Annotated in this window: 1 protein-coding gene; it reads left to right on the top strand. The window is 72.9% G+C overall.

The features are described 5' to 3' along the window. Nucleotides 1-13 precede the first annotated feature (13 nt). Complete coding sequence (locus ACZ6YV_RS01130) at nucleotides 14-17,992, top strand: type I polyketide synthase (RefSeq protein ID WP_465507733.1); 17,979 nt, start codon at nucleotides 14-16, stop codon at nucleotides 17,990-17,992. The last annotated feature ends 108 nt before the right edge of the window (nucleotides 17,993-18,100 follow it).

The following is an 18,100-nucleotide window of genomic DNA, read 5'->3' as shown; positions in this document are numbered from 1 at the left end:
GATGGGGATGATGATGGGTACGCCTTCCGAAAAAGTCGTCGATGCGCTGAGGGCGTCGCTCAAGGAGACCGGCAGGCTGCGCGAACAGAACCAACGCCTGCTGGACGCCGCGCGGGAGCCGATCGCCATCGTGGGCATGGCCTGCCGGTACCCCGGCGGGGTCGCTTCGCCGGAGGACCTCTGGCGGCTGCTCGCCGACGGGACCGACGCGGTCGGCGGCTTCCCCACCGACCGCGGCTGGAAGCTGGACGAGCTGTACCACCCGGACCCCGACCACGCGGGCACCAGCTACGCCCGCGAAGGCGCGTTCGTCCACGACGCCGGACAGTTCGACCCCGGACTGTTCGGAATTTCCCCGCGTGAGGCGCTCGCGATGGACCCGCAGCAGCGACTGCTGCTGGAGACCTCGTGGGAGGCGTTCGAACGGGCGGGCATCGCCCTGCCCGCGGTGAAGGGCACCCGGACCGGCGTGTTCGCCGGCACCAACAACCAGGACTACGTCTCGTTGCTGGAGAACGGTCCGGACGAGCTGGAAGGCTTCCTCGGCACCGGGAACGCGGCCGCGGTGCTGTCCGGCCGGGTGGCCTACACCTTCGGGCTGGAAGGTCCGGCGGTCACCGTCGACACCGCCTGCTCCTCCTCGCTGGTGGCCCTGCACCTCGCGGTGCAGGCGCTGCGCAACGGCGAATGCGACCTGGCGCTGGCCGCCGGAGTCACCATCATGTCCACCCCGGCGGCGTTCCTGGACTTCAGTCGTCAGCGTGGCCTCGCGGTGGACGGCCGCTGCAAACCCTTCGCCGACGCCGCCGACGGCACTGGCTGGGGCGAGGGCGCCGGTGTACTCCTGGTGGAGCGCTTGTCGGACGCCCGCCGCGCCGGACACCGGGTCCTGGCCGTGGTGCGGGGATCGGCGGTGAACCAGGACGGCGCTTCCAACGGGCTGACCGCGCCGAACGGACCTTCGCAGCGCCGCGTGATCCGGGCCGCGCTGGCCAACGCCGCGCTCACACCGTCCGAAGTGGACGTCGTGGAGGCGCACGGCACGGGGACCGCGCTGGGTGACCCGATCGAGGCGCAGGCGTTGTTGGCGACGTACGGCCAGGACCGCGAGCGGCCGCTGTGGCTGGGTGCGGTGAAGTCGAACCTCGGGCACACCCAGGCCGCCGCCGGGGTGGCCGGGGTGATCAAGATGGTCATGGCGATGCGGCACGGGGTGCTGCCGAAGTCGCTGCACACCGACACGCCGTCGTCGCGGGTGGACTGGACGGCGGGTTCGGTGGAGCTGCTCACCGAAGCCATGTCCTGGCCGGAAACCGGGCGTCCGCGGCGGGCGGGGGTCTCGTCCTTCGGCTTCAGCGGGACCAACGCGCACGCGGTGCTGGAACAGGCTCCGGTGGACGACGCCGAGCGGGTCGAGCCTGTCGCGCCGCCGGTGGTGCCGTTCGTGCTGTCCGGCAAGACCCCGGCCGCCCTGCGGGCGCAGGCCGACCGGCTGCTGTCCGTTGTGGACAGTGGGGCGGACCCCGTCGACGTGGCCTTCTCGCTGGTGACGACCCGCACGGCGCTGGAGCACCGCGCCGTGGTGCTCGGGGACGAACTGACGGCCGGATTGACCGCGCTGGCCGCAGGCACCTCCTCGGCCGACGTGGTCACCGGGGCGGTTTCCCGTGGCCGGTCGGCGTTCCTGTTCGCTGGTCAGGGTTCTCAGCGGTTGGGTATGGGGGCGGAGCTGTATGCGGAGTTCCCTGTTTTCGCTGAGGCTTTTGACGCGGCGTGTGAGTTCCTGCCGCCGTTGGGTGATCTTGGCCGTACGGAGTTCGCGCAGCCTGCTCTGTTTGCTCTTGAGGTTGCGTTGTATCGACTTGTTGAGTCGTGGGGCGTGCGTCCCGACTTCTTGCTGGGTCATTCCATTGGTGAGATCGCTGCTGCTCACGTTGCTGGGGTGTTCTCTCTGGAAGACGCGGGCAGGTTGGTGTCGGCGCGTGGTCGGTTGATGCAGGCGTTGCCCGCTGGTGGCGTGATGGTCGCGATTGAGGCGACTGAGGACGAGTTCGTGCCGACGGCGGAGTTCGGGATCGCGGCGGTGAATGGTCCGAATTCGGTGGTGATTTCGGGGGCCGAGTCTGCGGTTTCCCGTATTGCGGGGGAGTTTGCGGCGAGGGGTCGTAAGACGAAGCGGCTTGAGGTGAGTCATGCGTTCCACTCGCCGTTGATGGAGCCGATGCTCGCCGAGTTCGCCGAGGTACTGAACGGAATCACGTTCAATGAGCCGGTGATTCCCATCGTGTCCACTGTGTCCGGTGGACTCGCCGCGGACTTGGCGTCGCCGCGGTACTGGCTTGATCACGTGCGTCAGGCGGTGCGTTTCGCCGACGGAGTGGGAACGCTGGCCGCACAGGGCGTCACTTCGTTCCTGGAACTGGGTCCCGATGGGGTGCTGAGCGGGCTGGCGCAAGGTTGCCTGCCCGACACCGAAGCCCTGTTCGCGCCGATCCTGCGTGCCGACCGGCCCGAGGTCCGCACCGCGATCACCGCGCTGGGCGCGCTCCACACCCGGGGCGCCGACGTGGACTGGACCGTACTGGTCACCGGGAACCGCGTCGAACTGCCCACCTATGCCTTCCAGCACGAGCGGTACTGGTTCGACCCGGCGATCACCGAGGTCGTCGCCGACCCGCTCGACGCGGAGTTCTGGGCGGCCGTCGAACGCGATGACGTCGAGTCGATCGCCACCACGTTCTCCGTCGACGCCGACCAGCCACTGCGAGCCGCGCTGCCCGCGCTGGCGGCGTGGCGGCACCGCCGTCGGCAGGAAGCGGAGGCGGACTCCTGGGCCTACCAGGTCGACTGGCGGCCGCTGACCCCCACGGGCACCGCCGATCCCGACGGCCGCTGGCTGGTGGTGCTGCCCGAGTCGCACCAGGACACGCGGCTGCTGGAAGCTTTCGGCGACCGCGCCGAGGCGCTGGTCCTCACCGGCACGCCGGACCGCGCGGAACTGGCCGCCCGCCTCGTGGATCTGGCCGGGTTCACCGGCGTACTGTCCAGAATGGACGGTGTGGGCACCTTGGTGCTCCTGCAGGCACTCGGCGACGCCGGACTCGAAGCGCCGCTCTGGGCGGCCACCCGGCAGGCGGTGTCCGTCGCACCGGCCGACAGGGTGGCCCGGCCGGAAGAGGCTCAGCTCTGGGGCCTCGGCCGCGTGGCCGCGTTGGAACACCCCGACCGCTGGGGCGGGCTGCTCGACCTGCCCGCCGAGGACGACGAACAGACGCTGCGACACACACTGGCCGTGCTGGGCGGCACCGAAGACCAGCTCGCGATCCGGCCGTCGGGTGTGTTCGCCCGCAGGCTGACCAGAGCCGCCGCGACCACGGGCACCGACCGGTCGTGGCAGCCCCGTGGCACGGTCCTGATCACCGGCGGCACGGGCGCGCTCGGCTCGCAGGTGGCCCGCTGGGCCGCGGCCGCCGGAGCCGACAGGCTCGTTCTCGCGGGTCGTCAGGGGCCGGACGCTCCGGGCGCCGCCGAGCTGGCGGCGGACCTTCGCGCGCTGGGCGCCGAGGTCACGATCCTGGCCTGCGACGTCGCCGACAGGGCCGCGCTGGCGGAACTCGTCACAGGCGCGGGGCCGCTGACCGCGGTCGTCCACACCGCCGGGATCCTCGACGACGGCGTGCTCGACGGCCTTACCGCCGAACGCCTCGCCGCCGTGCTGCCCGGCAAGGCCGACGCTGCCGTCCACCTGCACGAACTCACCCGCGATCTCGACCTCGACGCGTTCGTCCTGTTCTCCGCCTTCGCGGGCACGATCGGCAGCGCGGGCCAGGGCAACTACGCGGGCGCGAACGCCGTGCTCGACGCCCTCGCCGAGCAGCGGCGTGCCGATGGCCTGCCCGCCACCGCGATCGCCTGGGGCCCATGGGCCGGGGACGGCATGGCCGCCCGCGCGGCAGACGGCCTCGACGCGCTGGGCCTGCCCGCGATGGATCCGGCCGTCGCGCTCGAAGCGCTCGGCCGGGCCGTGGGCGGCGCCAGGGCGATCACCGTGGTGGCCGACGTGGACTGGGACAGATTCGCGCCCGCGTTCCGCTCCGGCAGGCCCAGCCCCCTGCTGGCCGAAATCGCGCCGGTGCCCGCGGAGACCGGGCCCCGGCTCACCGGGCTGGCCGCCCGCGTCGCCGGTCTCGACCCGGCCGAGCGGGAGCGCGTCCTGCTCGCCACCGTCCGCACCGAAGCCGCCGCGGTACTCGGCTATCCCGACCCGGCGCTGGTGGACTCGGGCAGCGCCTTCCGGGAGCTCGGTTTCGACTCGCTGACCGCGATCGAGCTGCGCAACCGGATCGTCGCCGCGACCGGCTTGAAACTGCCCAGCAGCCTGGTTTTCGACTACCCGACCCCGGCCGCGCTCGCCGCGCATCTGCTGGCGGGACTTCTCGGCGCCGAGGCGGAGACACCGGCGGCGGCCGTCGCTCCCACCGCCACCGACGAGCCCATCGCGATCGTCGCGATGGCCTGCCGGTTCCCCGGCGGGGTCGCGACGCCGGAGGACTTCTGGCAGCTGCTCGTCGACGGCCGCGACGCGATGACCGGCTTCCCCACGGACCGCGGCTGGCTCGCGACAGGGACCGGCGCGTTCCTCGACGACGTCGCCGGGTTCGAGCCCCGCTTCTTCGGGATCTCGCCGCGTGAGGCGCTGGCGATGGACCCGCAGCAGCGGTTGCTGCTGGAGACCTCGTGGGAGGCCTTCGAACGCGCCCGCATCGCGCCGGATTCGGTCCGTGGCAAGCGGATCGGCGTGTTCGCGGGCACCAACGGCCAGGATTACGTCGCGCTGGTGGACCAGGGCGGCGCGGAGACCGAGGGATACCTGGGCACCGGCAACTCCGCCAGCGTGCTGTCCGGCCGGGTGGCTTACACCTTCGGGCTGGAAGGTCCGGCGGTCACCGTCGACACCGCCTGCTCGTCTTCGCTCGTGGCGCTGCACCTCGCGACGCAGGCTTTGCGTGGCGGCGAGTGCGAGATGGCGCTGGTCGGCGGCGTGACGGTGATGTCGACTCCGAGCGCCTTCGCCGAGTTCACCGCGCAGGGCGGGCTCGCCGCGGACGGCCGCTGCAAGCCTTTCGCGGCCGGCGCCGACGGCACCGGCTGGGGCGAAGGCGCAGGCATGCTCTTGGTGGAGCGGCTGTCCGACGCGCGCCGCCACGGCCGCCGGATCCTGGCCGTGGTCCGCGGCAGCGCGATCAACTCCGACGGCGCCTCGAACGGGTTCACCGCGCCGAACGGACCCTCGCAGCAGCGCGTGATCCGTGCCGCGCTGGCGAACTCCGGCCTGCGACCGTCCGAAGTGGACGTTGTCGAAACCCACGGCACCGGCACCGAACTCGGCGACCCGATCGAAGCGCAGGCACTGCTCGCCACCTATGGGCAGGACCGCGAGGAGCCGTTGTGGCTCGGCGCGGTGAAGTCCAACATCGGCCACACCCAGGCGGCCGCCGGGGTGGCGGGCGTGATCAAGACGGTGCTCGCCCTGCGGCACGGCACCTTGCCGGGCACGCTGCATTTCGACGGGCCCAGTCCGCACGTCGACTGGTCGGCGGGCCGGGTTTCCGTGGTGGACCGGACGCGGGACTGGCCCGAAACCGGCCGTCCGCGCCGGGCCGGGGTCTCCTCGTTCGGGCTGAGCGGCACCAACGCGCACACCGTGCTCGAACAGGCGTCCGCCGAAACCCCGGCCGAGGCCGCGCCGGAGCAGCCGGGCCTCGTCGCCCTGCCGCTGTCCGGCAAGACGCCGGACGGCCTGCGGGCGCAGGCGAGCAGGCTCCGCGAGACCGTGGCCGACGCGGAAAACCTCGTGGATACCGCGTATTCGCTGGCCGTGACCCGGTCGGCGCTGGACGAGCGGGCCGTGGTCCTCGGCGCCGACCGTGACGAACTGCTGGCCGGTCTGAACGCGCTCGCGGAGGCCACGTCGTCGGCGCAGGTGATCCGCGGCTCGGCCGCACCGGGCGGGGTGGCCTTCCTCTTCACCGGCCAGGGCGCGCAGCGACCGGGCATGGGTCGTGAGCTGTACCAGCGCTTTCCCGCTTTCGCGAAGGCGTTCGACGAGGTGTGCGAGAACGTCGACGGCCTGCTCGATCGCCCCCTGCGTGAAGTGGTTTTCGCCGCCGCCGGGACGCCGGAAGCGGATCTGCTCGACCGGACCGCCTACACCCAGGTCGCCCTGTTCGCCGTCGAGGTCGCGCTGTTCCGCCTCACCGAGTCCTTCGGCATCCGGCCGGACGTCCTGCTCGGCCACTCGGTCGGCGAGATCGCCGCCGCGCACGTGTCCGGGGTGTTGTCGCTCGCGGACGCCTGCAAGCTGGTCGCCGCGCGCGGCAGGCTGATGCAGGCACTTCCCGCCGGGGGCGCGATGGCGGCGCTCGAGGCCACCGAAGCCGAGGTGCTCGCCCTGCTCACCGACGAGGTGGGCATCGCCGCGCTCAACGGCCCGCGGTCCACTGTGGTCTCCGGCGCCGAAGCCGCCGTCGACGCCGTGGCCGCGCGGCTCGCGGCGACCGGGCGCAAGACCCGGCGCCTGCGGGTGAGCCATGCCTTCCACTCGCCGTTGATGGAACCGATGCTCGCCGGGTTCGCCGAAGTGCTTCGAGGGCTGCACTTCGGTGAGCCCGTCATTCCCTTGGTGTCCAACGTGACGGGCGAACCGGCGACCGCGCTGGACGCCGAATACTGGCTCGCCCACGTCCGCCGGGCCGTGCGGTTCGCCGACGGGGTCGCCGTGCTGCGGGACCGGGGCATCTCGACCGTGGTCGAACTGGGACCGGACGGCGTGCTGTCCGCGATGGCCCAGGAAACCCTGCCGGACGTCACGTACCTGCCGGTGCTGCGCAAGGACCGGCCCGAGGAGAACTCGCTGTTCGCCGCGCTCGCCGGGCTGCACGTTCGCGGGCGGGCACCGGACTGGGCCGCGCTCTACCCCGGCGCGCGCCTCGCCGATCTCCCGACCTACGCCTTCCAGCGGGAGCGGTTCTGGCTCGACACCCCGGCCCAGGAGGGCCACACGGGTGAGCCTGTCGACGCCCGATTCTGGGCGGCGGTGGAGCGGGCCGATCTCGATTCGCTGGCCGCGACCCTCCAGGTCCACGGCGAGGACCGTGAGCCGCTGCGTTCGCTGCTGCCTTCGCTTTCGGCTTGGCACCGCCGCCGGTCCGAGCTCGCCGAGACCGCCGGCTGGCGCTACCGGATCTCCTGGGAACCGTTTCCCCGCAAGGAAAACACCCGGTCCGGCTCCTGGCTGGTGGTACTGCCCAACGGGTACGAGGAAGCGGAGACGGCACTGGCCGTCGTGGCCGCGCTGCCCGATGCCCGGACGCTTTGCCTGACCCCGGACGACCTCGACCGCGAAACCCTCGCGGGCGTGCTGGGCGAACACGCCCCGGACGGCGTGCTGTCCCTGCTCGGCCTCGCCGACTGGGGTGTCGCCGGCTCCCTGGTGCTGTTCCAGGCACTGTCGGGGCTCGACACCCGGATCTGGGCGGTCACCCGGGGCGCGGTCTCGGTGTCCGCGGCAGACGGTCCGCCCGACCCGGTCGCCGCGCAGCTGTGGGGCATCGCCAGGGTCGCCGCGCTCGAACTGCCCGCGATCTGGGGCGGGATCATCGACCTCCCCGTCGACGGGGGCCCGCTGGCCGCCGAGGCGATGTCGTTGCTCGGCGGGACCGAAGACCAGGTCGCGGTCCGGCCGTCGGGAATCTTCACCCGCAGGCTCGTCCGTGCGGCGCCGTCCGGCGAGGAGACGACTGCTTGGCGGCCGTCGGGCACCGTGCTGCTCACGGGCGGCACCGGCGCACTCGGCGCCCAGGTGGCCCGGTGGCTCGCCGGCCGCGGCGCCGGGCACCTGGTGCTCTGCGGACGTCGCGGTGCGCAGGCCGAAGGCGCGACTGAGCTCGCCGACGAACTTCGCGCGCTCGGCAGTGCGGTCACCCTGGCCGCCTGCGACGTCACCGATCGCACTGCGGTGGAAGGGCTCCTTCGCCGGCTCTCCGACGACGGCGCCCCGGTGCGGGCGGTCGTGCACGCGGCGGGTGTGCCGCAGCTGACCGCACTGGCCGACACCGATCCCGCCGAGTTCGCCGAGGTGGTGGCGGCCAAGGTGGAAGGCGCCCGCCACCTGCACGAGCTCACCGAAGACCTGGACGCCTTCGTGGTCTTCTCCTCGATCGCCGCCACCTGGGGCAGTGCGGGGCAGAGCGGTTACGCCGCGGCCAACGCCTACCTCGACGCGCTGGTGGAACTGCGTCGAGGCCAGGGGCTCAGCGGCACTTCGGTGGCGTGGGGCCCGTGGGCGGGCGACGGCATGGCCGCGGGTGAGGCCGGGGCGCAGCTGCAGCGGCTCGGCCTGACCGGGCTGGCCCCGGAACTGGCCACCGCGGCGCTCGGGCACGCGCTCGACCACGACGAGGTCACCGTCACCGTCGCGGACGTCGACTGGCCGCGGTTCGTCCCGGTGTTCACCGCACACCGGCCCAGCCCGCTGCTGGCCGCCGTGACCGAGGTCGACGCCGTCGCCGAACCGGCCGACTCCGCGCTGTCCCTCCGGTTGCGGGCACTGCCCGAAGCCGCTCGCCAGGAGTTCCTGCTGGACCTGGTCCGCACCGAGGCCGCCGCGGTGCTCGGTTACGCCGGACCTGACGCCGTTTCCAGCGGTTCGTCGTTCCGCGAACTGGGTTTCGACTCGCTCACCGCCGTCGAACTGCGCAACCGCCTGACCGAGGTGACCGGCCTCAAGCTCACCGCGACCCTCGTGTTCGACTACCCGACACCCGAGGCGCTGGCCGGGTACCTGCGCACCGAACTGTCCGGCGATACCTCGGCCGCCGCCGTGGTGAGCAGGGCGGCCACGGTGACCGACGAGCCGATCGCCATCGTGGGCATCGGCTGCCGGTTCCCCGGCGGCGTCACCTCGCCGTCGGACCTGTGGGCGCTGCTGGCCGAAGGCGGCGACGCGATCTCCGCCTTCCCCGCCGATCGCGGCTGGCAGCCGGACGCCGGTTACGCCCACGAGGGCGGGTTCATCCACGACGCGGCCGAGTTCGACGCCGAGTTCTTCGGGATCTCCCCGCGTGAGGCGCTGGCGATGGACCCGCAGCAGCGGATCCTGCTGGAGACCTCCTGGGAGGCGTTCGAGCACGCCGGTATCGACGTCTCGACGCTGAGGGGCAGCCGGACCGGCGTGTTCGTCGGCGCGGGACCACAGGGTTACGGCGCCGGGGCGGGGGGCCTGCCGGAAGCCGTCGAGGGACACCTCATGATCGGCACCACGCCGAGCGTGGTGTCGGGCCGGGTCGCCTACTCCTTCGGGCTGGAGGGCCCGGCGGTCACGGTGGACACCGCCTGCTCGTCTTCGCTGGTCGCGCTGCACTGGGCCGCGCAAGCGCTCAGGCAGGGGGAGTGCGAGCTGGCGCTCGCCGGCGGGGTCACCATCATGTCGACGTCCACCGCGTTCGAAGGGTTCAGTGCGCAGGGCGGGCTGGCCGCGGACGGCCGGTGCAAGGCGTTCGCCGAGGGCGCGGACGGCACGGGCTGGGGTGAAGGCGCCGGGATGCTGCTCGTGGAGCGGCTGTCGGACGCGCAGCGGCTCGGTCACCGGGTGCTGGCGGTGGTGCGCGGGAGCGCGATCAACTCCGATGGAGCGTCGAATGGTTTGACGGCGCCGAATGGTCCTTCGCAGCAGCGGGTGATTCGCGAGGCGCTGGCGAATGCCGGCCTGGAACCGTCCGATGTGGACGCTGTGGAGGCGCACGGTACGGGTACGGCGCTGGGTGATCCGATCGAGGCGCAGGCGTTGCTGGCGACGTACGGTCAGGATCGGGATCAGCCGTTGTGGCTGGGTTCGGTGAAGTCGAACCTCGGCCACACCCAGGCCGCGGCGGGCGTGGCGGGTGTCATCAAGATGGTGATGGCGATGCGGCACGGTTCGCTCCCGAGGACACTGCACGCCGCGGAGCCGACCTCCCGGGTCGACTGGTCGGCGGGCGCGGTCTCCCTGCTCACCGAAGCCCGCGACTGGCCGGACGACGCCGCACCGCGTCGCGCCGGGGTTTCTTCGTTCGGCATCAGCGGCACGAACGCGCACATCATCCTGGAGCAGGCACCGCCGGAGCCGTCACCGGAGCCCACGCGCTCGCCCTCGGTGGTGCCGTGGGTTCTCTCCGCCAAGAGTGAGCTCGCCCTGCGGGCGCAGGCGGTGCGACTCCGGTCCATTGTGGACGGGACGGCGGCACCGGCGGACGTCGCCAACGTCCTGGCCACCGGACGGTCGGCGCTGCCGTACCGGTCGGTGGTGCTCGGCGCCGACCGTGCCGAGCTCGCGCGAGCCCTCGACGTCCTGGCCGCGGGCGAGTCCGCCGCCGGGGTGGTGCGCGGGGAACAGGGCAAGGGCAAGGTCGCCTTCCTGTTCACCGGGCAGGGTTCGCAGCGCCTGGGCATGGGCCGCGAACTGGCCGCGGAGTTCCCGGTGTTCGCCGAGCACTTCGGGCTGGTCTGCGCCCGGCTGGACGAGCTGCTGGGCGGGTCGGTGGCCGAGGTGACGTACGCCGGTGACGACCTGCTGGACCAGACCGTGCACGCCCAGGCGGCGCTGTTCGCCGTCGAGGTCGCGCTGTTCCGGCTCGCCGAGTCCTGGGGCGTGCGGCCGGACTACCTGATGGGGCACTCCGTCGGCGAGATCGCCGCCGCCCACGTGTCCGGGGTGCTGTCGCTGGCGGACGCCTGCAAGCTGGTGGCCGCCCGCGGGAAGCTCATGCAGGCACTGCCGTCCGGCGGGGCGATGGTGGCGGTGGAGGCCGCCGAGGAGGAGATCCTGCCGCTGCTGAGCGGAGCCGAGGAGCACGCCGGCATCGCCGCGTTGAACGGCCCCCGCGCCGCGGTGCTGTCCGGCACGGAAGAGGTGGTGCTGCGCGTGGCGGCCGAGCTCGCCGGGCGGGGCCACCGGACCAGGCGCCTCCGGGTCAGCCACGCGTTCCACTCCCCGCTGATGGAGCCGATGCTGCCGGAGTTCCGCGCGGTGCTGGAGACCCTGACGTTCGGTGCCGCGGAGATCCCTGTGGTGTCGAACCTGACCGGTGCGGTCACCGACGACCTCGCCTCGCCTGCCTACTGGCTGGCGCACGTGCGCCAGGCCGTCCGGTTCGCCGACGGCGTCCGGATGCTGCACGGCCTCGGGGTCACGACCTTCCTGGAGCTCGGCCCGGACAGCACGCTCTGCGCGACCGCGCGTGACTGCCTGCCCGATGCCGCCGGGGTGGACTTCGTCCCGCTGCTGCACCGGGACCGGCCCGAGGTGCGCACCGCGGTGACCGCTCTCGCTCGTCTCCACGTGCGGGGCGCGGGCGTGCACTGGAGCAGCGTCGTCGGCGGCGCCCGGCCGGAGCTGCCGACCTACGCGTTCCAGCGGGAGCGCTATTGGCTGACCGTCGCCGCGCCCGCCCCGGCGGGCAGGGGAGACGGCGACCCTGGATTCTGGGAAGCGGTGGACCGCGAGGACGTCGAAGCGGTGGCCGCGTCGTTGCAGGTCGGCGAAGAGGAACTCGCCACGGTGCTGCCCGCGTTGTCCGCGTGGCGACGGCGTGGCACCGAGAAGTCCACTGTGGACTCCTGGCGGTATCGGGCGGACTGGCGGCCGGTGTCGCAACCCGGCGGACCGCCGTCCGGCCGGTGGCTGGTGGCGTTCCCCGAAGGACTTCAGGACGACGAGGCCGTCAGCGGCCTGCTGTCGGCGCTCGGTGCGCATGCGGTGCCCTTCGGCCTGGCCGACGCCGATCGCGAAACCCTCGCTGAAAGCCTTCGCGCGGCCGGCGACGGGGTGACCGGCGTGATCTCGCTGCTGGGCCTGGCGGGCGGAGGCATGCTCACGTCCTTGGTGTTTCTCCAGGCGCTGAACGACGCCGGGCTCACCGCGCCCTGCTGGGCGATCACCCGTGGCGCGGTGTCGACGGGCCCGTCCGACCGCGTCGCGGATCCCGCGCAGGCGCAGATCTGGGGTCTCGGCCGGGTGGCCGGGCTCGAACAACCGGCGCGCTGGGGCGGTCTCCTCGACCTGCCCGCCAAGGCCGACGACCGGACCTTCGCCCTGGTGCTCGGCGCATTGGCCGGGGCCGAGGACCAGGTCGCCGTCCGGCCGTCCGGGGTCTTCGCCCGGCGGCTGGTGCGGGCCGCCGATCCGGTGGAGACCGCCTGGCGGCCGAGCGGGACGGTGCTGATCACCGGCGGGACCGGCGCGCTGGGCGCGCGGGTCGCCCGCTGGGCCGCCGCGGGCGGTGCCCGGCACCTCGTGCTGACGAGCCGCCGTGGCCCCGGCGCCCCGGGGAGCGAGGCGCTGGAAGCCGACCTCCGCGCGCTCGGTGCCGAGGTGACCATCGCCGCCTGCGACGTCACCGACCGCGAGGCCGTGGCCGGTCTGCTGCGCGAACATCCGGTGTCCGCCGTGGTGCACACCGCCGGTGTCCTCGACGACGGCATGCTGGACGGCTTGACGGCCGAACGGGTCGACGCCGTCCTGAAGTCCAAAGTGGAGGGTGCGCGGATCCTGCACGACCTGACCGGCGACCTGGACGCCTTCGTGGTCTTCTCGGCCTTCGCCGGTGCGGTAGGCAGTGCCGGTCAAGCGGCCTACGCCGCCGCGAACGCACACCTCGACGCGCTGATGGAACAGCGTCACGCCGACGGCCTGCCGGGTACCGCCATCGCTTGGGGCCCGTGGGCGGGCGACGGCATGGCCGCCGGGGTCGCCGCCGGGCTCGGCGCGCTCGGCCTGCCCGGGATGGAACCCGAGCTGGCCGTGCAGGCACTCGGGGTCAGCGTGGCCGCGGGGCGGCCCGCCGTGATCGTGGCCGACGTGGACTGGACCCGGTTCGCGCCGTTGTTCAGCGGCACCCGCGCCGCCCGGCTGCTGGCCGAGCTTCCGGAGGCCTCGGTCGCCGAGAACAACGAACCGGCCGAAGCGGCGTCGGGGATGCTCGGCGGCAAGCTCGCCGGACTGTCCCGGCCGCGGCAGGAAGCCGTGCTGCTGGACCTCGTACGAGCCGAGGCCGCCGCCGTGCTCGGGTATCCCGGGCGCGACGCGGTGGCCGCCGACAGGGCCTTCCGCGACCTCGGGTTCGACTCCCTGACCGCGGTGGAGCTGCGGAACTCCCTGGAGGCCACCACCGGGCTGCCGCTGCCCAGCAGTCTCGTCTTCGACTACCCGACCCCGTCGGTGCTGTCGGCCTGGCTGTGCGCCGAACTCGTCGGCCACACCCCGGACGTGGCCGAACCCGCCGTGCTCACCGGCCGCGCCGATGAGCCGATCGCGATCGTCGGCATCGGCTGCCGGTTCCCCGGCGGGGTCCGCTCGCCGGAGGAATTCTGGAGTCTGATCGCCGACGGCCGTGACGCCGTCGGCGGCTTCCCGGCCGACCGCGGCTGGGACCTGGACCGGCTCCACCACCCGGGCGGCGGGGAATCCGGAGGCTCTGACGCCAAGGAGGGCGCTTTCCTGCACGGTGCCAGTGAGTTCGATCCGGCGTTCTTCGGGATTTCCCCGCGTGAGGCGCTGGCGATGGACCCGCAGCAGCGGCTGGTGCTGGAGACCTCGTGGGAGGCCTTCGAGCGGGCCGGGGTCGACCCGGAGTCCGTGCGGGGCAGCCGGACCGGCGTTTTCGTCGGCTCCAACGGCCAGGACTACCTGACGCTGGTGCTCGAAGCCCAGGAGAACCTCGAGGGCTACCGCGGCACCGGGAACTCGGCCAGCGTGATGTCCGGCCGCGTCGCCTACGCGCTGGGGCTGGAGGGACCGGCCGTCACCGTCGACACGGCGTGCTCGTCGTCGCTGGTGGCGCTGCACTGGGCCGTGCAGGCCCTGCGTGCCGGCGAGTGCGAGCTGGCGCTGGCCGGCGGGGTCACGGTGATGTCGACACCGGGCGCGTTCGTGGAGTTCTCCGCGCAGGGCGGGCTCGCGGGCGACGGCCGCTGCAAGGCGTTCGCCGAGGGCGCGGACGGCACGGGCTGGGGTGAGGGCGCCGGGATGCTGCTCGTGGAGCGGCTGTCGGACGCCGAACGCCACGGTCACCCGGTTTTGGCGGTGGTACGGGGAAGTGCGATCAACTCCGATGGCGCGTCGAACGGCTTGACCGCGCCGAATGGTCCGTCGCAGCAGCGGGTGATCCGTGCCGCGTTGGCGAGTGCCGGGTTGCGACCGTCCGATGTGGACGCTGTGGAGGCACACGGTACGGGGACCGCGCTGGGTGATCCGATCGAGGCGCAGGCGTTGCTCGCGACCTACGGCCAGGACCGTGAGGAGCCGCTGTGGCTCGGTTCGGTGAAGTCCAACCTCGGCCACACCCAGGCCGCGGCGGGCGTCGCCGGGATCATCAAGATCGTCATGGCCCTGCGGCACGGTCTGCTGCCGAAGACGTTGCACGTGGACGAGCCCACCTCGCAGGTGGACTGGTCGGCCGGTGCGGTCTCGCTGCTGACCGAGCCCCGGCCGTGGACGGACAACGGGCGTCCCCGGCGCGCGGCGGTTTCGTCGTTCGGCATCAGCGGGACCAACGCGCACACCATTCTCGAACAGGCGCCGCCTGTCCCGGCTTCGGTGGCGTCCGTGCCGACGACCACCGTGCCGTGGGTGCTCTCCGCCCGTGACGAGCAAGCGCTGCGGACAAGGGCCGCCGAGCTCAAGTCCTTTGTGGAGTCCGGTGCGCCCGGGATCCCGGACGTCGCCTACTCGCTGGCCGTCAGCCGGTCCGCGATGGACCATCGCGCCGTGGTGACCGGCCGGGACCGTGCCGAACTGCTGCGGGCGCTCGACGTCGTGGCCGAAGGCGGCTCGGCGCCGGGAATCGTCCGCGGTGTGGTCTCCACCGGCCGGACAGCCTTCCTGTGCACCGGGCAGGGCGCGCAGCGGCCGGGGATGGGCCGCGAGCTGAGCGCGGAGTTCCCGGTGTTCGCCGAGGCGCTCGCCGAGGTCTGCGCCGAGTTCGATCGATACCTGGACCTGCCGCTGCTCGAAGTGATGCTGAGCGATCCCGAGTCACTGAACCGGACGGAGTACACCCAGGCCGCCCTGTTCGCCCTCGAAACCGCGCTCTTCCGCCTGCTGGAGTCCTGGGGGCTGCGGCCCGACTACCTGCTGGGGCATTCCGTCGGGGAGCTCGTCGCGGCCCATGTGGCGGGCGTGTTCTCGCTGACGGACGCCTGCAAGCTGGTGGCCGCGCGCGGCAGGCTGATGCAGGCGCTCCCGTCGGGGATCGACGGCGGGGGAGCGATGGTCGCCGTCGAAGCGACCGAGGACGAGGTGCGAGGCCTGCTGGAGAAGGCTGAGGGCGGGTTCGACATCGCCGCGGTCAACGGCCCGCGTTCCGTGGTGCTCTCCGGCGCCGACGCCGCTGTCTCCGCGGTGGCCGATGAGTTCGCCGGGCAGGGCCGCAAGACCAAGCGGCTGGTGGTGAGTCACGCGTTCCACTCCTCGCTGATGGAACCGATGCTCGAGGAGTTCGGCCGCGTGCTCGGCACGATCACCTTCCACGAGCCCGAGATCCCGGTCGTGTCCAACGTGACCGGCTCGCTCGATGGCGCGCTGACCACACCCGCGTACTGGCTCTCGCACGTCCGCCAGGCCGTGCGCTTCGCCGACGGGGTGGCGACGCTGGCCGCCGCCGGGGTGACGAAGTTCGTGGAGCTCGGGCCGGACGGCGTGCTGACCGCGATGGCACAGGGATGCCTGCCCGAGGAGGACGCGCTGTTCGTGCCGGTGCTGCGTGGCGACCGCCCGGAAGCGCGGACCGCGGTGACGGCCGTCGCGGCGCTCTACGCCCACGGCGCGGCGGTGAGCTGGCCCGCGTTGCTCGACGGCGACCGGGTCGACCTGCCCACCTACCCGTTCCGGCGGGACCGGTACTGGGTTTCCCCTGCCGAGCCCGGTCAGACCGCGGCGGACGCGGTGGACGAGAAGTTCTGGGCGGCGGTGGACACCGGGGACCTCGCATCGCTGACCGGCTTGACGGCCGCGGGCGGCGACCAGTCGCTGAGCAGTGTGCTGCCGGCGCTCTCCGCCTGGCGGCGCGGGCAGCGGGATTCCTCGGTGGCGCAGCGCTGGCGCTACCGCGTCGGCTGGACGCCGGTACCCGTTCCCGGTGGCAGGCCGGCGGGCCGATGGATGGTGGCCTGCGCGGCCGCCGACCCTGCGGCCGCCGCGCTCGCCGCTGAACTGGACGCCGAGCTGGTCTCCGGGGTGACCGGTCGTGACGGCTGGGCCGCGTGGCTCACCGAGGCCCGCCCGGACGGCGTACTGTCCTTTTTGGACGCCACCGCCACCCTGACCCTGGTGCAGGCGATGGTCGACACCGAGAGCACCGGGAAGGTGTGGGCCGTCACCCGGGGTGCGGTGTCCACCGGCCCGGCGGACCGGCCGGACGCGCCGGAACAGGCCCTGGTGTGGGGTCTCGGCCGGGTCGTGGCACTGGAGCGACCCGAAGTGTGGGGCGGCGTCGTCGACCTGCCCGCCGACTTGCCTGCCGACCTGGGCGACGACGCGCTGACCGCGTTGCCCGGGCTGCTGGCCGACGGTGCCGAGGACCAGGTGGCGGTGCGGTCCGACGGCGTGTTCGCCCGGCGGCTGATGCCTGCCGCTCCGGCGGTTCCCGGGCCCTGGCCGGTTTCCGGTACGGCGTTGGTGACTGGTGGCACGGGAGCGCTGGGTGGGCACGTCGCCCGCTTGCTGGCCAGGCGCGGCGCCGGGCACCTGGTCCTGGTGAGCCGCCGTGGCGCGGAGTCCCCTGGTGCCGAGGACCTGGCCGCCGAGCTGCGGGACCTCGGAGCCGAAGTCACCCTGGCCGCCTGTGACGTCGCGGACCGGGCGGCGACGGCCGCCCTCCTCGACGGTCTGCCGGACCTTTCGGTCGTCGTGCACGCCGCGGGGCTGGCGCAGTCGACGGCGTTGCCGGACTGCACCGAGGCGGAGTTCGCGGCGGTGATCTCCGCGAAGGTCGACGGCGCGGTGAACCTGCACGAGCTCACGAGGGAACGGCCGTTGTCCGATTTCGTCGTGTTCTCGTCGATCGCGGCCACCTGGGGCAGCGGCGGGCAGAGCGGTTACGCCGCCGCGAACGCGTTCCTCGACGCCCTGATCGAGCAGCGGCGCGCGGATGGGCTTCCGGGCCTGGCGGTCGCTTGGGGTCCCTGGGCGGGCGGGGGTATGGCCGAGGGCGAGGCAGGCGAGGGCTTGGCGAAGCGGGGCTTGCAGGCGCTGGCTCCGGAGCGCGCGCTGACCGCGTTGGAGCAGGCGCGTGAGGACGTCACGGTGACCGTCGCCGACGTGGACTGGCGCCGGTTCGCCCCGGTGTTCACCACGCGGCGGCCTAGCCCGCTGCTCACCGGATTGCCCGAGGTCCGCGAGCTCGTCGAGGACAATCCCGTGGCGGACGAAGACAGCTCGGCCGGCCTCCGCGACAAGCTGGCCGCGCTGGAACCGGCCGAGCAGGTCAGGACGGTGCTGGAGCTGGTGCGTGCCGAAGCGGCGACGGTGCTCGGGTACGGCGGCCTCGAAGCCATCGAACCGGGCCGGGCGTTCCGCGAGCTGGGGTTCGACTCGCTGACCGCGGTGGACCTGCGCAACCAGCTGCGGGCCGCCACCGGGCTCACGTTGCCCGCCACGCTGGTCTTCGACTACCCGAAGCCCGCCGTGCTGGCCGACTACCTCCTGGCGCAACTGCGCTCCGGGGACAGCACGGGCGTGGACAGCCTGTTCGGGCAGCTGGACCAGCTCGACGCCACCCTGGCGCGGCTGACCGGCGACCCGGACGTGCTCGGCTCGGTCACCGCCCGGCTGAACGCCGCGCTGGCGAGGTTGACGGGAGCCGGGGAGACCGAGGAGGAGACGGCGGTCGCCGACCTGCTGGACGAGGCCTCGGACGACGAGATCTTCGCTTTCATCAACAACGAGCTCGGCAGATAATCGCTTTTCCCGCGGGCGAATTCCTTTCGGGAATTCGCCCGCGGGAAAAGAGTGAAAACAAAGTGTTTGCGCTATGCTTTCCCGGAAATGGCAATCGGGAACAATGCG

Source organism: Amycolatopsis sp. NPDC102522, assembly GCF_055584485.1.
The sequence above is the reverse complement of the archived record's forward strand: the minus strand, read 5'-3'. Positions and strand labels throughout refer to the sequence as shown.

Coding starts and splice junctions, on each gene's coding strand:
- ACZ6YV_RS01130 (WP_465507733.1), top strand. CDS start 14: ATGGGTACGCCTTCCGAAAAAGTCGTCGATGCGCTGAGGGCGTCGCTC.